Genomic DNA, 21,533 nt, shown 5'->3' with positions numbered 1-21,533 from the left:
ATGTTTTAAGGAGATGTAGAACAGATGGAGAACTTTATTTACTATAATCCAACGAAATTAATGTTTGGAAAAGGACAACTAGACGGACTGAAAAGTGAACTCGCTCGTTATGGAAAACGAGTGCTTCTTGTATATGGTGGAGGCAGTATTAAGAAAAATGGTCTTTATGATAAAGTCATCAGCGCTTTAAATGAAGCAGAGGCTGACGTATTTGAACTGTCAGGAGTTGAACCGAACCCTCGCCTCACTACAGTGCAAAAAGGAATCGACATTTGCCAAAATGAGAACATTGATTTCTTATTAGCAGTTGGTGGGGGAAGTGTCATCGACTGTACAAAAGCCATTGCAGCTGGAGCTGAATATGACGGGAATGTTTGGGATATTATTTCAAAGAAAACGACCGCTCAAAAAGCACTGCCATTTGGCACAGTATTGACACTTGCAGCGACAGGCTCAGAAATGAACCCGGATTCTGTGATCACGAACTGGGAAACAAATGAAAAGTACGTGTGGGGCAGTTCAGTCACGCACCCTGCTTTTTCAATTTTAGATCCTGAGCACACATATTCTGTGCCAGAGAATCAAACGGTGTATGGCATGGTTGATATGATGAGCCATGTATTTGAACAATACTTCCATAATGTCAAAAACACGCCTCTACAAGATCGGATGTGTTTTGCTGTTCTTCAAACAGTCATCGAGACAGCGCCAAAACTACTTGAAGACTTACAAAACTATGAGCACCGTGAAACCATCCTTTATGCAGGAACAATTGCTTTAAATGGCACGCTGCAAATGGGCTATTTTGGCGACTGGGCATCACATACGATTGAGCATGCAGTATCAGCAGTCTATGACATTCCGCATGCAGGTGGACTTGCGATCCTCTTCCCAAACTGGATGCGTCATACACTTGATCATAATGTCGAACGTTTTAAAAACCTTATGTTGAACATGTTTGACATTGAGACAGAAGGAAAATCGGATCGTGACATCGCATTAGAAGGAATCGACAAGCTGTCAGCCTTCTGGACAAGCCTCGGTGCACCGAACCGTTTAGCGGATTATGATATTGGTGAAGATCAACTGGACAAAATTGCTGACATCGCAGCAAAAGAAATGGAATATGGTGGTTTTGGTAACTTTATGAAACTTGGCCGTGATGACATTTTAGCGATTTTGAAAGCTTCTCTATAATTTGGATGGCTGCTTCTCTTCATGAGGAGCGGCTTTTTGCTGCATCAATGACGATCACTTGATTTCAATAGCTAGTTCCGCTAAAGTGAAAGGGACAGAACTAACGTAATGGAGGGCTTACAAGCGATGACACATATTCAATTTGACTACTCGAAAGCGTTACCTTTCTTTCAAGAACATGAGCTTACATATTTAAAAGATTTTGTGAAGGTGGCCCATCATAATATTCATGAACAAACGGGTACTGGCAGTGATTATTTAGGCTGGGTTGACTTACCGAAGCAATATGATCGCGAAGAATTTGCCCGCATTAAAAAAAGTGCAGAAAAGATTAAATCTGATTCTGATGTATTACTCGTTGTTGGAATTGGTGGTTCTTATCTTGGCGCACGTGCGGCCATTGAGTTTTTAAACCATTCTTTCTATAATAGTTTGCCAAAAGGCAAACGCAAAACACCGCAAATCATCTTTATTGGAAACAACATCAGTTCTTCTTATTTAACAGATGTAATGGATCTGCTAGAAGATGCCGATTTCTCCATTAATGTGATTTCAAAATCTGGTACAACAACAGAGCCAGCCATTGCGTTCCGTATCTTTAAAAAGCTCCTTATCGAAAAATATGGTGCTGAAGAAGCGAAAAAACGCATCTATGCGACAACTGACAAGGCACGCGGGGCACTCAAAACATTAGCAACTGAAGAAGGCTATGAATCATTTATCATCCCTGATGACGTCGGCGGACGCTATTCCGTCTTAACAGCAGTTGGTCTATTGCCAATCGCTGTAAGCGGTGCAGACATTGATCAAATGATGGAAGGTGCTGCGAAAGCAAGTGAAGACTTCGCTTCATCTGAGCTCTCAGAAAATGCGGCTTATCAATATGCGGTTGTCCGTAATGTTCTTTACAATAAAGGACGGACAATTGAAATGCTGATTAACTATGAGCCAGGCTTACAATACTTTGCAGAATGGTGGAAGCAGTTATTCGGAGAAAGTGAAGGAAAAGATGAAAAAGGAATCTATCCTTCATCTGCCAACTTCTCAACGGATCTTCATTCACTTGGTCAATATGTACAAGAAGGAAGAAGAGACTTGTTTGAAACTATCGTGAATGTAGACAAGCCACGACATGAACTTGTCATCGAAGCAGAAGAACAAGACCTTGATGGGTTAAACTATCTTGCAGGAAAAACGGTTGATTTCGTCAATAAAAAAGCATTTGAAGGCACAATGCTTGCTCATACGGATGGAAAAGTACCGAACCTGATTGTGACGATTCCTGAAATGGATGCTTATACATTCGGATATCTCGTGTACTTCTTCGAAAAAGCATGTGCGATGTCTGGGTATTTACTAGGCGTCAATCCATTCGACCAGCCTGGAGTAGAAGCGTATAAAGTGAACATGTTTGCTTTACTAGGAAAACCGGGCTTCGAAGAGAAAAAGGCAGAACTTGAGAGCCGTCTCAAACAATCATAAGAATAAAAGGCACATCTTTTCATAAGGTGTGCCTTTTTTTATGTTCTCATGGTGTCAGTGCAAGCCTCCCTAAGCTCTGTACATAGAATAATCAATGGAGGAGGTTGATGAAGCGATGAGAACAAATCATATTTATATCCATGACATTTCCGGGCAGGCCATCGTTAATTTTGGGAATGTTGGGCGGATTTGTCCAATGAGTGCTACGAAAGAAACATCAGGAGCGGGCAGTGCGAACGAGACAAATGCATCATCCAGCCAAAGCTTATTTGATGCTGCTTTTACAAACAATGTGCAAATCACGAAAGGCAAATGTATGAATTCCTCTCTTTAACGAACCCTATACAAAAAGGAGGGTTCTGTATGATTCATGTACCATCTAGGCTAACTGGTGAAAGCTTTTCACTGTACCATTTAGAAGAAAACATGAAGCCGCTCGGATATGTCATTAATGGGAATTGGGATTATGATCATGGATATTTTGATTATAAAATTGACAACCGTGACGGCTATACCTTTCTCAGAGTTCCGTTTACAGCCGAGAAAGGACAGCTGGATCAGCCAGGCGTTGTGGTGAAAATGGGACATCCATTTCTCTTAAAGCATGTCTATCAAGATAAATTAGATGACCATGCGATGGTTGGAAATGTAGGGGCATCTTTTAACCAATTCCAAGAACCGAAAGAGAAAGACGGAGATGTGTCAAAGGCTTATGCCGAAATTGGCTTTTCACTCGTCAAAGAATTAGAAGATGTACTGCTTTAAAAGCTGATCAGCTCATCCTCTGGATGAAGCTCATATCCAAAAGGAGGATTCATCATGGGTCCTTCTTTTTTTTGTACGCCTACAATGATCACATGATGCTCTAAAAAGTGATGAAGTGCCGTTAAGAATGTCTCTCCAGCTAATGAAGCTGGTACTGGAATGATAGTGATCTGTTTATGGAGGGTCATGTTTCTTTTTATTTTTAACGCCATGAGCTGTTCCTTTAAAAGAAAATGCTCCACCATTAAATGATTCACGGCATCAGAAGTATGGATGACTTGATTGGCTCCAGCCCGCTCAGCATTTTTCACATAGCGATCGGTTAAAATTTCAATTAAACAATATAACGAAGGATTTAATCCTTTTGCCGCAAGCAAGGTTAAGACACTCTGCATATCAGCTGTCACTTCATTTTCATGCTGGTCGGCGGTAATCATTAATGTATCAGCACTCATAATATTTGCTCTGCGAAGTGTGGCATCCTCTGTACCATGGCCTTTAATAAAATGGACATTCTCTAAAAGAGGTCCTTCCTTTAAGGAATCATCAATGAGTACAATCGGCATGGCGGGATCAATGGTTTGAAACGATTGAAGCAGTTTGTTCGTTTTCTCATTCCAGCCGACAATGATGAGATGTCCCTTCCCCTTGAAAGCCACCTTCCCCTCTACATACTGGTGCTGTTTGCTAAATACGGCGGCAGCAAGTGTGGCGAAATATGCAGTGACAAAGCTGGCGCCGATCAAAATAAGCGCCATCCCTGCTACTTGCCCAGGCATAGTTTGCGGCACAAAATCACCATAGCCTACCGTCGCGACTGTAATGAGAGCCCACCAGATCCCATCAAAGATCGTATGATACTGCTTTGGTTCAAGTATGACGATTAATTGTCCAAAAAAGAGAAGCAAGAAACAGATGATGATCGCAATGCGAACATAAAGAGGCCATCTTAGCCAGGCAATGAAGATACGGTTTGATTTCATCGAACTCGTCCTTTCAGGGAGACTGCTAATGTCAGTATGCCCGATTAGGAAACAATTTTTCATCATCGTCATGTATTGAAACAGAACCCATATCTTAAAATAAGAGAGAAGAAGGAGGGAATGCGAATGTCGTTTGTTCAAAAGACCGTACTTCTTTTTATCGGCGCACACTTTTTATCATCTGCGGTGATTTTACTCGTGTTTGATTTAAATGCGGTAAACCATTTTATGAATGATTTCTCGTGGCTTCGTTTTTTTCAAGACCTATATGGAACGGTGACATTTTATACAGCATGCATCGGAATGTTCTTCTTTTTCATTGGTGTAGTGATTCCCCTTAAAAAGACCTAGTGCTTTTTGCTGTACACGTTACATAAAAGTCATTAAAATTGTAAATAAATATATAAAATAAAAAGGAAGCTGATGAGCATGCTGTTTTTTTATTTTTTAACATTTGCCGCATTGGGATTGTCTTTTTGGGCACAATTTAAAGTAAAGAATAATTTTGAAAAGTATTCAAAGGTTGAAGCTGCCAGTATGAAAACAGGTGCTGAAACCGCTCGATATATTTTAGATCGCAACGGGTTATATGATGTACCCGTTGAACCGGTAAGAGGAACTTTGACTGATCATTACGACCCGACGCAGCGTGTGGTTCGTTTATCTGAACCAGTGTATTATGGCCATTCCATTTCGGCCATTTCAGTCGCATCACACGAGGTTGGACATGCCTTGCAGCATCAGGAATCCTATGGTGCGCTTGTCTTGAGACATAAGATCTTCCCTGTCGTGAACTTTGCATCTGGTGTTGCCCCGCTTCTTTTCCTAGGTGGATTATTGCTCGGCAGCCTTAACTTAATCGGGCTTGGGATCGTTCTGTTCTCAGCTGCTGTGTTCTTTCAGCTAGTGACATTGCCTGTTGAGTTTAACGCAAGTTCTCGTGCAAAGAATATCATTGTTTCAGAAGGAATCATTAGAAGCAGTGAAGAAAGAGGCGTGAACAAGGTGTTAAATGCCGCAGCTCTTACGTACGTAGCAGCGGCCCTTGTCTCCCTGTTTGAACTGCTCCGTTTTGTAATGATCTTCCTAAATGGCCGTAATGATTAATTGACGCCAGAGGAGGTGAGCCCTTACCCGTGTTAGGTAAGGGTTTTTTTGTATATTTTAAACGTATTTTTAGTCCTATTACTCATTGCTGCGACAGCATTTTTTGTTGTCACTGAATTTGCGATTGTGAAAATTAGAGGCTCAAAAATCAATCAGCTGATTGAAAGCGGTGATAAGAGAGCCATTCATGTTCAGAAACTGACAACTAACCTTGATGAATATTTATCTGCCTGTCAGCTTGGCATTACCATCACGGCATTAGGCTTAGGGTGGTTAGGGGAGCCAACAGTGGAACATTTCCTGCATCCGCTTTTTGAAAAGGCAGGGCTTCATTCCGCTTTGACAGACATCATATCGTTTATCATTGCCTTTGTGATCATTACGTTTTTGCATGTTGTCGTTGGGGAACTTGCTCCCAAAACGATTGCCATTCAAAAGGCAGAAGCCGTCAGTCTTGTGACGGCAAAACCTCTTATTTTTTTCTATAAAGTCATGTACCCGTTTATTAAAGCATTAAATGGGGCTGCACGAGGCATTGTGAAATTATTTGGTTTTCATTCTGTCAAAGAACATGAAGTGGCGATCAGTGAGGAAGAATTGCGTCTCATCCTGTCTGAAAGCTACGAAAAGGGCGAGATCAACCAATCTGAATACAAATATGTCAATAAAATATTTGAATTTGATAACCGAGTGGCGAGAGAGATCATGATCCCGCGCACAGAAATCTCTGCCATTGAAATTGAACAGAGCCTGGAAGACGTGACGCATTATATGCTGAACGAAAGGTATACACGTTATCCTGTCATTAAAGAAGACAAAGATCATGTCATTGGTGTGATCAATAGCAAAGACGTATTTAAAGCAAGTTTTCTCAATCAAGAGGTGTCCATTGAAGACTTAATGCGCCCTGTCATTCGTGTCATTGAAAGTACACCGGTTCAAGAATTGCTGATTTTGATGCAAAAGGAACGGATTCATATGTCGGTGCTTGTAGATGAATACGGCGGAACAGCAGGTCTCGTCACAGTTGAAGACATATTAGAAGAAATTGTGGGCGAGATTCGAGATGAATATGATCAAGATGAGACCCCTCATATTGTGAAAAAAGGTGACTTTCATTATGTGATGGATGGGAAAGCCTTGATCGATGAAGTAAATGATTTATTGGATTTAGCGATTGAAAATGATGATGTTGATACAATTGCCGGCTGGATGATGACGCATAAAATTGATTTTGACATTGGAGATATCATTGAAGCAGAAGGCTGTGAATTTAAAATTGTCGATGCAGAAGATCATCATATTCGAACCATAGAAGTAAAAAAGGTTCACTTTTCCTAAAAACCTCGGAGCTATTGACGAGGTTTTTTTGCTTGGTAAACTTTAGGTAAGAAGATTTGTTTCTGCCAACCGGCAGTGATTGATTTCACATAAAAAGGGTATGGTTTTATAGACATGATCAAAAGGAGCTAGTGAAATGAAAAAAATCAACGTACAAACAGACAAACACGATGACATGATAGACATTACCCATGAAGTTCAGCAATATGTCCGGGAAACTGGGATTCAAAACGGAACGGTTATGGTCTATTGTCCACATACGACGGCTGGAATCACCATTAATGAAAATGCCGACCCAGACGTCAAACGAGATATGCTGCGCCGGCTTGATGAAGTCTTTCCATGGGAACATTCAAAAGATCGTCATATGGAAGGCAATACAGCAGCGCATATGAAAGCTAGTTATATGGGAGCATCTCAGCACGTTCTTGTCCATCATGGTGATCTTGTGCTTGGAACGTGGCAGGGAATCTATTTTTGCGAGTTTGACGGACCGAGACATCGTCACTTTTATGTACAGGTGTCATCTAACGAGTAAGGGCGGGGGAGAAGATGGGAGAATTCACAGCGTTACTTCAAATTGAACATGGCATCATTCAAGCACCAATGGCAGGAGGAGCGGTGACGCCGCAGCTTGTCGCCGCTGTTTCACAATATGGCGGTCTCGGCAGCTTAGCAAGTGGTTATGTAAAGCCTGAAAAGATGAGGCAGCAAATCAGAGAGGTCAAACTGCTGACATCTCATCCATTTCAAGTGAATGTGTTTGTCCCTGAACCCATTTCAGAAACGAAAACAGAAGATGTATCATTTTGGACAGATCGGCTGCCTGTCATTCCAGAAGCACAGATAATCCCTAACGAAGAAGAATTATGGAAGGACTATGAACAAAAAATCAACATTCTTCAAGAAGAAGAAGTCCCAGTTGTGTCGTTTACATTTGCCTGTCCAAACGAACAAACAATTCATCACCTGAAACAAAAGGGGATCTTTCTCATCGGAACAGCTACAACAAAAAAAGAAGCACTGCTTTTAGAAGAAAAAGGAATGGATGCCATTGTTCTGCAAGGAAGCGAAGCAGGAGGGCACCGAGGTACCTTTTTACATTCAAAGGGAGATGCTCTGCAGGGACTTTTCTGCCTGATCAGTGATGTCAGGTCTGTCTGTCATATCCCATTGATTGCCGCTGGAGGTATCACAGACAGGACCACTATGAAAGCTGCACTAGCACTTGGAGCAGATGCGGTTCAAATAGGGACACGATTTTTAGCGAGTCAAGAAAGTGCTGCGGCAGATGTGTACAAAAAGGCGCTGTTACAGGCAGAAGGCAGTGAAACAGCGATGACACGGCTTTTCTCTGGAAAAAAAGCCAGAGGTATTGTCAATCAGTGGATGGAGGAAGAAAGACGAAATGAAGACCGGGTTCTTCCCTATCCTATACAGCATGTATGGACAACACCGATGCGAAAAGCGGCAGCTGCTGCAGGAAACCCAGAACAAATGGCTCTTTGGGCAGGTCAGGGGGTTGGCCGTATTCATTCCATTTTAACCGTTGAAGAGATCATGCATGAACTCACGCACATATAATTTGATGATGGGTGGTGTGACAGGATGGAAATCTTAAAACATTCATATCGGAAAAAAGGACAAATTGAATTTCTATTTGATGATTTTCCGCACTCCCCTGCCGTCCTTACCCCCATTCGTCATTACTATTTCGTCCGTTATGTGAAATGGAATCAGCACGACCCTCCAGTCACAAGAAACGACCTAGAAGAAATGGAAATCCTAGCAAACACAATGCTTGGCACGCTCCACGATTACCGCAAACGCAAGGCATACAAAGGCCCCTTGTCATAACCTATAGACAAGAGGCCTTTTTTAGCTGCCAAACATTTGCCTGAGATAAATAACATCCATCCTAGTAGTCTGCGGCAGTAAATAAGCGGACTGAACCGCCCCTGGCCGTCTTCTGGCATTTAATTTATCAATAATCTCTGCAGCTGTTAAGATCCCAAGCCCATGCCCATAATATTGATCTTCCCCTAAGTAAATCACATTTTCTCCGCGCCATTGAGACTGTTGATAGCTAAACTCTGGATTCTCGAAATATAGGCAATCCCCATAAATAAAATCATTTCCGCGCTCTGTATAAATGGACAATGTATCATAGTGCCAGTCATACAGTGTTAAAGTTCTAAGTCTTCGATTGAACTTCTCGTCTCCTACCGTTTGCAAGACTCCCATATAAAACACAATGACAATCGCTGTGGCACATTCAAAGGCATATTTTGAGCCATTTTCAAAGATGTCTTTAATCCCTGTAGATGGCTCGACTTGATAGCGCAGTTCTAACGCTCCTGCCTCTGATACACGCCAATAGGCGTCATTCGCACGGGACCTTTGAAAGATAGCAAATGAGGCACCGCTTTTATTCAAATCTCTTGCCGCATTCATGATATTCGATCGTAAAGTCACCTCAAATAACAAATCAGATGCCTGCCTATAACGGAACGTATCATTTGAGGCTTGTAATTGCATCAAAATGATACGCTTTTGTCCTTCTAGCTGAAACGATGCCAGCTGCTCATTTGTCACTGGCTGTCCTGAAAGGATAATCATATGAAAAGCGCCCCCTTTTGTATTAGCGTATGCGGGATGCTTGGGCAAGGAATCAATTTGTGAAAATAAACAAAAAGGCATCCTTTTTATTTGAAAAACATGAAAATAATATGAAGATGTCCGATATAAAACATAACGTTTAAAAGGAGGAAAAACATGAAAAGTATCATAAAATGGTTGAAAAAACCATCGATTTCTAAAAGGCTGATTATTTCATTCACACTTGTTCTCGTCTTGCCTATCATTACACTCAGTACGATTTCATATCAGATTGCCAAAGAAGAATTAGATCATGAAATCATGTACGGAGCCAACGCAAGGGTCAATGAGCTGAATGACATGATCGAGCAAAAGCTTTTGAATAAGGAGAACGCAGTCAAACTGTTTACCGAAACATCCAGTGCTGCAGACTTTAAAAAGAAAAACCAGGACGAACTGTATGAGCATTTTGAGATATACAGTAAAATCAATGAAGATGATGTGGTTGGGTTTTATGCAGCAAGTAAAAATCGTGACTTTATTCAGTATCCTAAAGTGGATATGCCAAAGGACTATGACCCAACAACTCGTGACTGGTACAAAGCGGCGATGCAGGATGAGACAGGTGAACCTGTTGTCACCAATCCATACGTCTCAGCCACAACAGACAGCATGGTTGTCACAATTGCCCAACGCTTGAAGGACGGGTCTGGAGCAATAGGAATCGACATTGAAGTTCAAGACATTGTCGATAAAATCAAAGACATTAAAATTGGACGAGAAGGATATCCAATTATTGCAAATAAAAACAAACAGATTGTCGCTCATCCAGAAGAAAAATCAGGATCTGCAGTGACTGAAAATATTTCATCAATCCTTTACAGCAGCAAAGAAGGAACATCAACTTATGAGAATAAAGGAGAGCAAAAACGTCTCGTTTTTGTGACAAATGATTTAACAGGTTGGAAAATTGCTGGAACGATGTTTGTATCAGAAACAGAAGAAGCAGCACAGCCAGTTTGGAATTCTGCCATTATTCTTTTAATTTCTTCTTTTATCCTTGGCGGTATTGCGATCTTCTTTATCGTTCGCTCCATCACAATTGGACTTAGAAGGCTTGTTGATTTCTCCGAAAAGGTGAGTGAAGGGGATCTAACGGAAACCCTTGAAACCAAATCGAAGGATGAAATAGGAGACCTCACAAGAAGCTTTAGTAAGATGAGTGAATCTTTGCGTGAAGTTATCCGAGCGGTCCAACAATCTGTCGACAATGTGGCTTCAGCTTCAGAAGAGCTGACTGCTAGTGCCAGCCAAACAAGTCAGGCGACAGAGCATATCACCATGTCGATTGAACAATTCTCAAATGGGAATGAAGCACAAAATGAGAAAGTCGAATCTAGCACGAATCAGCTTGTCGCAATGAATGAAGGATTACAAGGTATGTCACAAACTTCATCAGAAGTGACTGCTGTCTCCATTCAATCGACAGAAGCGGCTGGACAAGGCGGACGTATCGTTGAAAGCACAGCGAATCAAATGAAACATATCGACACATCTGTACAAGAAGCAGAACAAGTTATGAAAGAATTAGAATACAAGTCTAAAGATATTACGAGCATTTTAAATGTCATTAATGGCATCGCAGATCAAACGAATTTACTTGCACTCAATGCAGCCATTGAAGCAGCAAGAGCAGGTGAATCAGGGCGCGGCTTCTCTGTCGTAGCAGAAGAAGTCAGAAAACTAGCGGTCCAATCCGCAGATTCAGCGAAAGAAATTGAAAAGCTGATCCAAGAAATTGTGTTGGAAATTTCCAAATCTCAAGAGATGTTCAAAGCTGTTAACCGAGAAGTAAATGCAGGACTTGGGATGACAGAAGAAGCAAAAGAAAGCTTCCAAAACATCTATGAGGCGGCAGAAGGTATGTCGAAAAAGCTCACTCAATTAAATGATACAGCGGTTGACCTATCAAGTGGATCAAAACTTGTGTCACAAGCCATGCAGGAGATGCGTCAAGTTTCAAGAGAAAGTGCGGCGAACATTCAAGATATTGCGGCATCTGCTGAAGAACAATTGGCATCTATGGAAGAAATTTCTTCCTCTTCTGTCACACTTGCCAATATGGCTGAGGAACTAAAAGAGCTGACAAGTCAATTTAAAATTGATTAAAAAACGATGAAAAAATATCCAGAATTGTCTGGGTATTTTTTTTATTTTTAAACGTCATTTCCAGCCCTCTAAAAATAAACCTTTCATCCGATAATAACTTTAGAGAAGTAAAGGGGGAAAGAGAAAATGGGAAAAATGATCCAATGGTTCAAAAAACCATCCATTTCTAAAAAATTAGTTATTGCCTTTTTGGTAGTCCTCATACTGCCAACCGTCGCACTCACAATCAGTGCATTTTTTACATCAAAAACAGAGTTAGACAAACAGATTATGGGCAGTGCGATGAGTCAGGTCAATGCATTTGATACCTTAATCGATGAGAATATTGGGAACAAGGCAGAGGCTGTGACCCTGTTTACAGATGATCTCAAAGCGGCTAATCTTCAAGAAAAAAATAGAAAAGCTACCATTAAAGAATTGCAGCAATACGGAAAAATTAATGAAAAAGATGTCTCAGCCATTTATGCAGGTTCAGAAAAGGGCTTGTTCATGCAATACCCAGTTCAAAAAATGCCTGATGGCTATGATCCGAGAGAGCGTCCATGGTATCAAGAGGCCATGAGTGCTGATGGTAAACAAGTCATCACGAAGCCATACGTCGCAGCATCTACAGGTAAAATGGTCATCACCATTGCCCAAAAAACGAAAGATGGCTCAGGAGTGATTGGTCTTGATATGGAAATTGACAGCCTCATTCAAAAGCTAAAAGAAATCAAAATAGGTCAAAAAGGATATGCTTTCATCATGGAGAAGGATAAAACCGTGTTAGCAGATCCAACCCAAAAGCCAGGAAGCAAAGTCAATGAGAATTTGGCGAACATTATTTTTAAAAACAAACAAGGAAACGGCAGCTATACACTCAATGGAACAGATAAAAAGGTAGCTTATGTCACCAATGAACTAACCGGCTGGAAAATCGGCGGCACGATGCTCGTATCAGAAGTAGAGGATGCAGCTAAACCCGTTTTCAATACAGCCATTATTGTGTTCAGTGTGACACTGATCGTAGCAGGAACCCTCATCTTCTTTATTGTCCGCTCTATTTCAAATAGATTATCCAATCTGGCCCGTTTCTCGAAAAAGGTCAGCGATGGTGATTTACGTGATAAACTTCAGATTCAATCAGATGATGAAATAGGACAAGTTGGTAAAGGCTTTAATACGATGATTGACTCATTAAGATCCCTCATTGGTGCCGTCCAAACCTCCGTTGAAAATGTCGCTTCTTCATCAGAAGAACTGACCGCAAGCGCAGGACAAACAAGTAAAGCAACAGAGCATATTACATTAGCCATTGAACAATTCTCTACTGGTAACGAAAGCCAGAATGATAAAGTGGAATCAAGCTCAGAAGAGTTAGAAGAAATGAACAGAGGCCTTCAGCACATGAATGAGTCGGCTGAATCGATTACCGCTTCATCCATCAAATCAACAGAGATTGCAGGAGAAGGCGGACAGCTAGTAGAAAAAACCGCTTCTCAAATGAACGTGATTGATCAATCAGTGAAAAAAGCAGAGAATGTCATCAGTGCGCTAGAAAGCAAATCAAAAGATATCACCCAGATTCTTGGTGTCATTAATGGCATCGCAGATCAAACGAATTTACTTGCGCTGAATGCAGCGATTGAGGCAGCAAGAGCTGGCGAATCTGGTCGAGGCTTCTCCGTTGTAGCAGAAGAAGTAAGAAAACTTGCTGTTCAATCTGCCAACTCAGCGAAAGAAATTGAAAACTTAATCAAAGAAATCGTTCAAGATATTGATGTATCACAAGAAGTATTCACAGCAGTAAATCAAGAAGTTCAATCAGGCTTAAGCTTTACTGAACAAACGAAAGTCAGCTTCCACAATATTTTCGACATGACCAAAGAAATCTCAGATCAGCTCCAAACAATGAATCGAACAGTTGTCCAGCTGTCAAAAGGATCTGCACATGTTTCTGAGGCTGTCCGTGAGATTGCAGACGTATCACGTGAAAGCTCCGCCAATATTCAAGACATTGCCGCTTCAGCTGAAGAACAGCTGGCATCAATGGAAGAGATCAGCTCATCCTCTGCCACCCTATCTTCAATGGCAGAAGAATTACGTGATTTGATTAGCAAATTTAAAGTCGAATAAACAAAATGAAAAGAACCTCCAGCTAGGGGGTTCTTTTTTGAACTGAATATAACGAAAGAAATAGGTAAATATGCTTATTTTGATGAGTTTTCGAGCATTACACCTTGAAAAATAATCCGTATTACCTAAAAATAGAGGGGGATGATCCCAAATCATAAACCAAAAGGAGTAGAGTCATGAAAAAAATCAACTTTTTTAAGCACTTTACGATGTCAAAGAAATTAATTACTGCATTCTTAGCGATTCTCCTAGTGCCCATTCTTGTGTTGGCCGCATTTTCCTATGAAGTGGCGTCTAAGTCTCTCAATGATGAGATTATGTCTAGCGCTGCAAATGGTGTGAATCAATTAAATGAATTGATCAATAAAGATGTACAGCCTAAAATTGATATTGTTTCATATTTATCTAAATCGGTGAAAAAAAAGGAACTGGCCTCTAAAAATAAGGATTTACTTAAGGTGAAATTAGAGCAACTATCGGAAACAGACGACGATGTCGTAGAAGTATTTGTTGCAGATCAGAATGGTAAACTAACTGAATATTCAGAGATTCATAAAGGCAGTGCCAAAAGCGCAAAAAATGAACCATGGTTTCAACAATCAATGGGAGATGACAAACTCATCATTTCAGATCCTTTTACAGACAAGTCATCAGATGACCTGCTCATCACAATATCAGAACAGTTAGCAGATGGTTCTGGTGTCATTGGTATAAATGTACGATTGAACACGATTGTGAAAGATACAAACAGCATCAAAATTGGTCAAGAAGGTTATGCGTTTGTCGCTACCTCAGACCAACGTTACATTGCTCATAAAACGGAAAAGGCCGGGACGAAACTGACAGGCGATTTCATCGAAAAGATGTATCACAATAAAAAAGGCAGTTTCGAATATGAATTCAACGGACAGCCGAAGCAAATGTTTTATGACACAAATGAAGCGACAGGCTGGAAGCTTGCGGGAACAATGTATGTCAACGAAGTGAAGGAAGCCGCACAGCCAGTGCTTGACTTAACCATGATCATCCTAGCTGCTGCGATTGTCATCGGTGGAATCGCGATTTATTTTATTATTAAATCGATCCGAAAACCACTCATAGAGCTCTCTGAATCGGCTGAGAAAATCAGTCAGGGGGATCTCACCCAGCATATCGAGGTGCGCACTCACGATGAAATCGGCAAGCTTGCACAGAGCTTTAACGATATGTCGGCAAAGCTGAAACAAGTCATTCAAGCCGTCCAGAATTCAATTGAAAATGTTGCTGCCTCATCTGAAGAATTAACGGCTAGTGCAGGACAGACAGCCCAAGCGACTGAGCATATTACCTCATCTATTGAACAGTTCTCAAACAGCAATGAACATCAAAATGAGATGATCGAAAAAAGCTCTGTCCAGTTAAACGACATGGATCGAAGCTTATCACATATGGTCAACACGACTTCTCATATGATGGAATCATCTATTGAGTCTAGCAAAACCGCTCAGGCTGGTGGAGAGCTCGTTCAAAAAACAGCAGGTCAAATGCAAACGATTGAACAAGCAGTGAAAGAAGCAGAGCTTGTGATTGCAGGGCTAGAACAGAAATCTAAGAACATTACAAGCATTCTTGGAGTTATCAATGGCATTGCAGATCAGACGAACCTCCTTGCTTTAAATGCAGCGATAGAAGCAGCACGTGCAGGTGAGGCAGGAAGAGGCTTCTCTGTGGTCGCTGAAGAAGTCCGCAAGTTGGCAGAGCAATCAGGCAGCTCTTCAAAAGAAATTGAAAGCCTAACGAACGAAATCGTAGATGAAATTGAAAAGTCGCAGAAGATGTTTAGACAAGTAGCAGGTGAAGTTCAATCTGGATTAAACATTACAGATGAAACGAAAGTGAGTTTTGAGAAAATCACCCATAAGACATCAGAAATGACAGAACAAATGAAACAAATGAACGGGTCAGCCCAAGAACTTTCTCATGGCTCAAACGATATTTCACAAGCAGTCAATCAAATCAAAGAGCTTTCACGTGAAAGTTCCGCAGGGTTCCAAGATATTGCGGCTTCAGCAGAAGAACAACTGGCATCAATGGAAGAGATCAGCTCATCTTCCGCCACTTTATCTCAAATGGCAGAAGAACTGAGAGAGCTCATCAAACAATTTAAAATATAAGAGTCATATGGAACACCTGACGTTTTGACGTCAGGTGTTTTTCCGTTCTTTGCACATAATTTGGGTATTTTGGACTTATCTAGACTTTAATAAATTAAAAAAGTAAAGAACCTAGTAGTACTTCCGATATATATACTATCTTACTAAAAGGAGTTTTCTTTTTTATGAATTTCATACAGTATTTCAAAAAACCATCGATATCAAAAAAGCTCGTTTTCTCTTTCTTATTTATTCTTTTATGCCCAATTATCGTATTGGCATTCTCTTCATATCATACGGCGAGCACCTCTTTAAATGATCAAATCATGCAAAGTGCAAAGGAAAATGTAGAACAGCTGGACAAAAACATTACGAAGGTTGTGAAAGTAAAAACAGACGCAGCCGATTTCTTTAGCAAATGGATTACGAAGAAAAAGCTGGGGCAAAAAGGAACGACTGATATTCAAGGGCGCTTTGAGCAATTCATGAGCATGAATGATGACACAGAAGGCATCTTTGTTGCTTCAAGTGATGGAAAAGTGTTCTCAAGATATCCAAATCAAAAAATGCCTGCTGATTATGTCGCAACTGAGCGGGATTGGTACAAAGATGGCTGGGCGAAAAACGGTGAGCTGTCTGTTTCCGCTCCATACCCAACCGCATCAACTGGTACACTTGTTGTGACGATTTCTAAAAAACTAGAGGACGGTTCTGGTGTTATTGCCATGAACCTGGACATTGCGAATCTAGTAAAAGAGTCTAATAGTATCAATATTGGTAAAGAAGGTCATGCTTTTATCGGAAGCCCAGATCGAACATACGTGGCACATCCAACGAAAAAAGCAGGAACAAAATTAACAGGTGATTGGGTAGACAAGCTTTATACACAAGACAAAGGTTCAATGAGTTATATGTTTGAAGGGAAAGAAAAGCAAATGGAGTTCACAACAAACAAAGCGACTGGTTGGAAAATTGCCGGTACAATGTTTGTCAATGAAGTAGAAGAAGCGGCGCAGCCAGTCTTCAACATGGCGGCCATTATATTAGCTGGTGCGCTCATCATTGGCGGTATTCTCATCTTCTTTATCATCCGTTCTATTACAAAACCACTTTCCAGGCTTGTCTCCTCTTCTAAGAAGATTAGCGAAGGAGATTTAACAGAAAAAATTGATGTTAAATCAAAGGATGAAATTGGTCAGCTCGGTACAAGTTTTAATGAAATGAGTGAGTCACTCAGAGACGTCATCCAAGCTGTACAGACATCTGTTGAAAACGTGGCGTCATCGTCTGAAGAACTGACGGCAAGTGCAGGTCAAACGACAAAAGCAACCGAACATATTACATCATCCATTGAAACATTCTCGAATGGAAACGAAAATCAAAGTGAAATGGTGGAACAAAGTGCAGCCCACTTGAAACAAATGAACGAAGGGCTAAATGAAGTTGCACAAACATCTGATGTCATTACAGAATCATCGGTTCAATCAAAAACAGTCGCAGAAACAGGCGGACAGCTTGTTGAACAGACAGTTGGTCAAATGAAAACGATTGATCATTCAGTGAAAGAAGCTGAAAGTGTGATCAACGGATTAGAGCATAAATCAAAAGATATCACCAACATTTTAGGTGTCATTAACGGTATAGCAGATCAAACGAATTTACTGGCTCTAAATGCAGCCATTGAAGCAGCACGTGCGGGTGAGTCAGGCAGAGGCTTCTCGGTTGTAGCAGAAGAAGTCCGTAAGCTGGCGGTTCAATCATCAGATTCTGCAAAAGAGATTGAAAAACTCGTCAAAGAAATTGTCTCTGAAATAGAAACGTCTCAAAATATGTTCAAATCTGTGAATGAAGAAGTAAAAAATGGCCTATCAATTACAGACCAAACAAAAGAAAGCTTCTCACAAATCAATCAGCAAACGGCAGAAATTGCGACAAGAATCAATGAAATGAATACGACAGTTCGTGAGCTTTCAAAAGGATCTGAGCAAATTTCTAAAGCAGTGAATGAAATTGCAGATGTATCGAGAGAGAGTTCAGCAAGTATTCAAGATATCGCAGCATCAGCAGAAGAACAGCTGGCATCAATGGAAGAGATTAGTTCTTCTTCGACGACGCTTTCCCAAATGGCGGAAGAATTGCGTGACTTAATTAAAAAATTCAAGATCAGTGAATAATGGAAAGTGGTTCTCCTCAAGGGGAACCGCTTTTCTTTTTAAGAGATGATCTCGTACAATAGAGGAAATCCGAAGAAAAGGAGAGATGTTATGCGTTTATCAAATAAGAAGGTCATTGCGTTAGTCAGTGATGATTTTGAAGATTTAGAGCTATGGTATCCCGTTTTGCGATTAAGAGAAGAGGGGGCAACTGTCCATCTCGTAGGCGAAAAAGCAGATCATGAATATATCGGGAAGTACGGAGTGCCAGCTGTATCAGATGCAGACTTCTATTCCATTCAAGCAGATGATTATGATGCGGTTCTCGTTCCTGGGGGATGGGCGCCGGATAAACTGCGCCGATATCCAGAAGTATTAGACATCGTTCGTACGTTTGATGCAAAGGGCAAACCGATCGGACAAATCTGTCATGCCGGATGGGTGCTCATTTCAGCTGGTATCCTGAAAGGTAAAAAAGTAACGAGTACACCTGGTATTAAAGATGATATGACAAATGCTGGAGCGGAATGGTTTGATGAAGCCGTTGTGACAGAAGGTCATATTGTATCAAGCAGACGCCCGCCGGACCTTCCGCCATATGTGAAAGCATTTGCCGATGTATTAGCGGCAAACTAGTTTCACACGAACAAACAAAGGGCTGTAAAACGCCCTTTGTTCATTCAATGCCTCATTACATTTGTCTGTCGGCTGGATAGATAATGCCCATTTGTCTTCTCGCCTCGTCCATGACTGACATGGTTTGAACGGATAAGGCAAATGTATTGATTGGAGACTGTCCCTTTTTTTGCTTGATACATTGAATGAAGTGATCGATTTCATAATACATAGCAGGTTGATCATCTTTGATAGAAATATCGGTTTGCTGTCCATTCCGATCATGGATGATGATACGAGAAGGGCGATGGAATTGATCAATCACCATTGTGGCATCCTCCCCTTGAATTTCAGCAGATACATGAGATGTTGAGATTTTTGAATGGAAAAGAAGTGCTTGATGTCCTTCATATTGTAAAAGTAATGAACCGCTCCCATCTACTCCAGAAGAAAGTGTATAGCCTCTCGCGGTGATTTGATGTGGCAGCCCGAATAAATAAATGATGGGAAAGACAAGATACACGCCGATGTCCATTAAGGAGCCATTGGATAATTCCGGCTTAAAAGCATTTGGAATCTCACCGTTTCTGTAGGCATCGTATCTTGAGGAATATTTACAGTAATGAGCGATCACTTGCCGAATGGGGCCTAGTTGATCAAGATGCTGTTTGATTTGAAGAAAATTCGGCAGAAAGGTGGTCTTCATCGCTTCCATTAAGCACACCTGATATTTTTTCGCAGCAGCAATCATTTCTTCAGCCTCTTTCCGGTGAGAGGCCAATGGTTTTTCACATAATACATGTTTTTGATGCGCCATCATCAGCATCGCTTGCTCTTTGTGAAGGGCGTTTGGACTTGCGATATACACAGCATCAAATGCATCACTTGCCGCCATTTGTTGTAAATTAGTAAAGACGGTATCAATGCCATACTTGTCTGCAAATGCCTGTCCTTTTTCAGCAGACCGAGAATAGACGGCCGTACATGTAAAATCCGCCACTCCTTCACCAGCCTGTAAGAATCGATCTGTAATCCAATTCGTTCCGATGACAGCAAATCGAATCATCACATTCCCTCCTTCTGCTTTTCTCTGATTATACATGCTTTGAAAGCGTTTGTATGAAAGAATCTTCTTTTTTATTGAAAAGCGGATGAAACCTTTACCTTAGCTGATGCGTCTTACATAAAGAATATAAATGTACGAAAAGTGGATAGTTTCCTCCTTCATTCGGGTAATACTTGAGAAGGAGGGAGGAGGAAACGAACATGAAGCGCATCCTACATATAGGAAGTACATACGCATTCGCGCTTTTATTTATAGCAGCCGGTGTTTTTCATGTGATAGAGCCAAGCGGCTTTGCCCGCATGTTGTCTGGATGGCCATTTCCCTATGGCATCATTTATGCCACCGCATGCTTGGAATGGCTGCTGGCCGTATTACTGCTTCTTCCAAACGTAAGGATTGTGGCAGCAAAAATGATCGCTGTCTATCTGGTGCTCATTTTCCCTGCGAACCTATTTGCTGCGAGAGAAGGGATTCCATTTCCAGGGCAAGAGAGCACAGAACAAGCCTTGTTATGGATGAGGTTAATCGGACAACCGATTTTGATTGGATGGGCCATGTCCATTGCGAAACGTGAAAAAAAGCTAAAACAATGATCACAAAATGATGATCAAGTAGTGTACAATTTACTAATAAAATAGCCCGTGTTTGGAGGAAAGATATGAATTCTATGCAAATGTGGAGCAGTCGATTTAGAAAATTTTTTCTTGATAACAAGTTTGTTCTCTTTTTACTCATCCTGCTATTAATAGGGTTGAATATCCTTGTTTTCATGAAAGCATCTTTTATTTTCACACCGCTCATTGTACTCATCAAAACCATTGCCTTACCGATTATTTTAACGGGGGTTGTGTATTATTTATTAAATCCAATTGTGAATTTATTAGAGAGATTTAAGGTCAAACGGATCTTTTCGATTTTGCTTTTATATATCGTCATTATTGGGATCATTACAGTGACCATTGTATCTATTATTCCTTTTTTACAAGCACAAACGATGAGTCTGTTTCATAATCTGCCAAAATACGTTGATACGGTAGAAGAACAGATTAGACAATTAACTGGAAGCAACTTTATTAGTCAAGTGCAGAAAACGATGAACTTTAACGTCTCTGAATTGGTGAGTAAAGCGTCAAGTCAAGCGACGAAGATTTTGGAAAGTACTTTTACTGGAGTCGGCACTTTCTTAGGGGCGCTTACTGAAATTATCATCTCGATCGTGACGGTTCCGTTCATTCTGTTTTATCTATTAAAAGACGGCAAAAAACTGCCTGACTATTTCTTGAAATTTATCCCGAATAAGTTTAGAGACCATACTCATATCGTGCTTCACGAAATGAACCATCGTCTAAGTTCTTATATACGCGGGCAGATCATTGTCAGCTTCTGTATCGGTATTCTTCTTTTAATTGGCTATATGATTATTGGACTTGACTATGCGCTGCTGCTGGCGATTATTGCGGCATGTACAAGTGTAGTGCCATACCTTGGTCCAACCATTGCGATTACACCAGCGATTGTGATTGCGCTTGTGACATCACCAGTGATGCTTTTAAAACTCATCATTGTCTGGACAGTGGTTCAACTTATTGAAGGGAAATTCATTTCTCCTCAGGTCATGGGGAAAAACCTTCATATCCATCCGATTACGATTATTTTTGTTCTATTAACAGCAGGTAAATTGTTCAGCGTCGTCGGCATCATTGTTGCGATTCCGACGTATGCCGTTCTGAAAGTGATCACGACCCACCTGTTTGATTGGTTCAAAATGCGATCCAATTTGTATAAAGAAGAAAAGGTTTGATGTCATAAT

Annotated in this window: 20 protein-coding genes and 3 pseudogenes; 20 read left to right on the top strand and 3 right to left on the bottom strand. The window is 40.9% G+C overall.

Annotated features, from left to right (window positions below; genetic code table 11):
- The first annotated feature begins 24 nt into the window (after positions 1-24).
- The 4 genes from MHB38_RS14950 (at position 25) to MHB38_RS14935 (ending at position 3,444) form a co-directional block, all read left to right on the top strand.
- Positions 25-1,197: an iron-containing alcohol dehydrogenase gene (locus MHB38_RS14950; protein ID WP_050826558.1), complete on the top strand. Its 1,173-nt coding sequence runs from the start codon at positions 25-27 to the stop codon at positions 1,195-1,197.
- A 126-nt stretch (positions 1,198-1,323) separates the two neighbouring features.
- A complete protein-coding gene (locus MHB38_RS14945) occupies positions 1,324-2,679 on the top strand; it encodes a glucose-6-phosphate isomerase (protein ID WP_024719715.1) in 1,356 nt (451 codons plus the stop codon).
- 115 nt (positions 2,680-2,794) lie between these two features.
- The gene (locus MHB38_RS14940; protein ID WP_025207892.1) at positions 2,795-3,013 is read left to right on the top strand and encodes a spore germination protein; all 219 of its coding nucleotides are present in this window, start codon (positions 2,795-2,797) and stop codon (positions 3,011-3,013) included.
- Between the two features lie 29 nt (positions 3,014-3,042).
- A complete protein-coding gene (locus MHB38_RS14935) occupies positions 3,043-3,444 on the top strand; it encodes a YugN-like family protein (protein WP_024719713.1) in 402 nt (133 codons plus the stop codon).
- On the opposite strand, the gene MHB38_RS14930 is transcribed toward MHB38_RS14935, so the two are convergent.
- Positions 3,441-4,427 (bottom strand): potassium channel family protein, encoded by a 987-nt coding sequence (locus MHB38_RS14930; RefSeq protein WP_099496712.1) that lies wholly within the window; start codon positions 4,425-4,427, stop codon positions 3,441-3,443. The genes MHB38_RS14935 and MHB38_RS14930 overlap by 4 nt on opposite strands.
- A 126-nt stretch (positions 4,428-4,553) precedes the next feature.
- Here MHB38_RS14930 and MHB38_RS14925 point away from each other — a divergent pair, with 126 nt between their 5' ends.
- The 6 genes from MHB38_RS14925 (at position 4,554) to MHB38_RS14900 (ending at position 8,732) form a co-directional block, all read left to right on the top strand.
- Complete coding sequence (locus MHB38_RS14925) at positions 4,554-4,778, top strand: hypothetical protein (RefSeq protein WP_008345775.1); 225 nt, start codon at positions 4,554-4,556, stop codon at positions 4,776-4,778.
- 81 nt (positions 4,779-4,859) lie between these two features.
- A complete protein-coding gene (locus MHB38_RS14920) occupies positions 4,860-5,534 on the top strand; it encodes a zinc metallopeptidase (protein WP_024719711.1) in 675 nt (224 codons plus the stop codon).
- 48 nt (positions 5,535-5,582) lie between these two features.
- Positions 5,583-6,875, top strand: coding sequence for a hemolysin family protein (locus MHB38_RS14915; protein WP_007500537.1), 1,293 nt, complete (start codon positions 5,583-5,585; stop codon positions 6,873-6,875).
- Positions 6,876-7,011: 136 nt separating this feature from the next.
- A complete protein-coding gene (locus MHB38_RS14910; RefSeq protein WP_025207889.1) occupies positions 7,012-7,413 on the top strand; it encodes a secondary thiamine-phosphate synthase enzyme YjbQ in 402 nt (133 codons plus the stop codon).
- Between the two features lie 14 nt (positions 7,414-7,427).
- Positions 7,428-8,459, top strand: a complete 1,032-nt coding sequence (locus MHB38_RS14905; protein ID WP_182488901.1) for an NAD(P)H-dependent flavin oxidoreductase — start codon at positions 7,428-7,430, stop codon at positions 8,457-8,459.
- 24 nt (positions 8,460-8,483) lie between these two features.
- Complete coding sequence (locus MHB38_RS14900) at positions 8,484-8,732, top strand: hypothetical protein (protein ID WP_017358966.1); 249 nt, start codon at positions 8,484-8,486, stop codon at positions 8,730-8,732.
- Between the two features lie 21 nt (positions 8,733-8,753).
- Here MHB38_RS14900 and MHB38_RS14895 read toward each other — a convergent pair whose 3' ends face one another.
- The gene (locus tag MHB38_RS14895; protein WP_099496711.1) at positions 8,754-9,494 is read right to left on the bottom strand and encodes a protein-glutamine gamma-glutamyltransferase; all 741 of its coding nucleotides are present in this window, start codon (positions 9,492-9,494) and stop codon (positions 8,754-8,756) included.
- 156 nt (positions 9,495-9,650) lie between these two features.
- Here MHB38_RS14895 and MHB38_RS19600 point away from each other — a divergent pair.
- From MHB38_RS19600 to MHB38_RS14870, 8 genes and pseudogenes are all read left to right on the top strand, one after another.
- Positions 9,651-10,700: pseudogene (locus tag MHB38_RS19600) on the top strand (cache domain-containing protein); the annotation flags it as partial.
- Entirely contained in the window at positions 10,692-11,642 is a 951-nt protein-coding gene (locus MHB38_RS19595; RefSeq protein ID WP_370529240.1) for a methyl-accepting chemotaxis protein, read from the top strand. The pseudogene MHB38_RS19600 and the gene MHB38_RS19595, both read left to right, overlap by 9 nt.
- Positions 11,643-11,768: 126 nt before the next feature.
- Positions 11,769-12,812: pseudogene (locus MHB38_RS19590) on the top strand (HAMP domain-containing protein); the annotation flags it as partial.
- Complete coding sequence (locus MHB38_RS19585; protein ID WP_370529239.1) at positions 12,807-13,757, top strand: methyl-accepting chemotaxis protein; 951 nt, start codon at positions 12,807-12,809, stop codon at positions 13,755-13,757. The pseudogene MHB38_RS19590 and the gene MHB38_RS19585, both read left to right, overlap by 6 nt.
- 176 nt (positions 13,758-13,933) lie before the next feature.
- A pseudogene (locus MHB38_RS19580) lies at positions 13,934-14,971 on the top strand (HAMP domain-containing protein); the annotation flags it as partial.
- Entirely contained in the window at positions 14,963-15,910 is a 948-nt protein-coding gene (locus MHB38_RS19575) for a methyl-accepting chemotaxis protein (RefSeq protein WP_407708023.1), read from the top strand. The pseudogene MHB38_RS19580 and the gene MHB38_RS19575, both read left to right, overlap by 9 nt.
- Before the next feature lie 164 nt (positions 15,911-16,074).
- On the top strand, positions 16,075-18,063 hold the full coding sequence (tlpB, locus tag MHB38_RS14875; RefSeq protein ID WP_202734261.1) for a methyl-accepting chemotaxis protein TlpB: 1,989 nt from the start codon (positions 16,075-16,077) through the stop codon (positions 18,061-18,063).
- Between the two features lie 90 nt (positions 18,064-18,153).
- Positions 18,154-18,678, top strand: a complete 525-nt coding sequence (locus MHB38_RS14870; protein ID WP_202734262.1) for a type 1 glutamine amidotransferase domain-containing protein — start codon at positions 18,154-18,156, stop codon at positions 18,676-18,678.
- Positions 18,679-18,733: 55 nt separating this feature from the next.
- On the opposite strand, the gene MHB38_RS14865 is transcribed toward MHB38_RS14870, so the two are convergent.
- Positions 18,734-19,723, bottom strand: coding sequence for a Gfo/Idh/MocA family protein (locus MHB38_RS14865; RefSeq protein ID WP_019743561.1), 990 nt, complete (start codon positions 19,721-19,723; stop codon positions 18,734-18,736).
- A 200-nt stretch (positions 19,724-19,923) separates the two neighbouring features.
- On the opposite strand from MHB38_RS14865, the gene MHB38_RS14860 reads away from it, so the two are divergent.
- Both MHB38_RS14860 and MHB38_RS14855 read left to right on the top strand, forming a co-directional pair.
- The gene (locus MHB38_RS14860; RefSeq protein ID WP_202734263.1) at positions 19,924-20,316 is read left to right on the top strand and encodes a DoxX family protein; all 393 of its coding nucleotides are present in this window, start codon (positions 19,924-19,926) and stop codon (positions 20,314-20,316) included.
- Positions 20,317-20,381: 65 nt separating this feature from the next.
- On the top strand, positions 20,382-21,524 hold the full coding sequence (locus tag MHB38_RS14855; RefSeq protein ID WP_007500555.1) for an AI-2E family transporter: 1,143 nt from the start codon (positions 20,382-20,384) through the stop codon (positions 21,522-21,524).
- Positions 21,525-21,533: the final 9 nt, after the last annotated feature.

The sequence above is a fragment of the Bacillus sp. FSL K6-3176 genome (assembly GCF_038003325.1).
In the GTDB taxonomy this organism is placed as follows: domain Bacteria; phylum Bacillota; class Bacilli; order Bacillales; family Bacillaceae; genus Bacillus; species Bacillus altitudinis.
Note: the sequence above shows the minus strand (reverse complement) of the source record. Positions and strands in the feature narration are given on the sequence as shown.

Coding starts and splice junctions, on each gene's coding strand:
- MHB38_RS14950 (WP_050826558.1), top strand. CDS start 25: ATGGAGAACTTTATTTACTATAATCCAACGAAATTAATGTTTGGAAAA.
- MHB38_RS14945 (WP_024719715.1), top strand. CDS start 1,324: ATGACACATATTCAATTTGACTACTCGAAAGCGTTACCTTTCTTTCAA.
- MHB38_RS14940 (WP_025207892.1), top strand. CDS start 2,795: ATGAGAACAAATCATATTTATATCCATGACATTTCCGGGCAGGCCATC.
- MHB38_RS14935 (WP_024719713.1), top strand. CDS start 3,043: ATGATTCATGTACCATCTAGGCTAACTGGTGAAAGCTTTTCACTGTAC.
- MHB38_RS14930 (WP_099496712.1), bottom strand. CDS start 4,427: ATGAAATCAAACCGTATCTTCATTGCCTGGCTAAGATGGCCTCTTTAT.
- MHB38_RS14925 (WP_008345775.1), top strand. CDS start 4,554: ATGTCGTTTGTTCAAAAGACCGTACTTCTTTTTATCGGCGCACACTTT.
- MHB38_RS14910 (WP_025207889.1), top strand. CDS start 7,012: ATGAAAAAAATCAACGTACAAACAGACAAACACGATGACATGATAGAC.
- MHB38_RS14905 (WP_182488901.1), top strand. CDS start 7,428: ATGGGAGAATTCACAGCGTTACTTCAAATTGAACATGGCATCATTCAA.
- MHB38_RS14900 (WP_017358966.1), top strand. CDS start 8,484: ATGGAAATCTTAAAACATTCATATCGGAAAAAAGGACAAATTGAATTT.
- MHB38_RS14895 (WP_099496711.1), bottom strand. CDS start 9,494: ATGATTATCCTTTCAGGACAGCCAGTGACAAATGAGCAGCTGGCATCG.
- MHB38_RS19595 (WP_370529240.1), top strand. CDS start 10,692: ATGAGTGAATCTTTGCGTGAAGTTATCCGAGCGGTCCAACAATCTGTC.
- MHB38_RS19585 (WP_370529239.1), top strand. CDS start 12,807: ATGATTGACTCATTAAGATCCCTCATTGGTGCCGTCCAAACCTCCGTT.
- MHB38_RS19575 (WP_407708023.1), top strand. CDS start 14,963: ATGTCGGCAAAGCTGAAACAAGTCATTCAAGCCGTCCAGAATTCAATT.
- tlpB (WP_202734261.1), top strand. CDS start 16,075: ATGAATTTCATACAGTATTTCAAAAAACCATCGATATCAAAAAAGCTC.
- MHB38_RS14870 (WP_202734262.1), top strand. CDS start 18,154: ATGCGTTTATCAAATAAGAAGGTCATTGCGTTAGTCAGTGATGATTTT.
- MHB38_RS14865 (WP_019743561.1), bottom strand. CDS start 19,723: ATGATTCGATTTGCTGTCATCGGAACGAATTGGATTACAGATCGATTC.
- MHB38_RS14860 (WP_202734263.1), top strand. CDS start 19,924: ATGAAGCGCATCCTACATATAGGAAGTACATACGCATTCGCGCTTTTA.
- MHB38_RS14855 (WP_007500555.1), top strand. CDS start 20,382: ATGAATTCTATGCAAATGTGGAGCAGTCGATTTAGAAAATTTTTTCTT.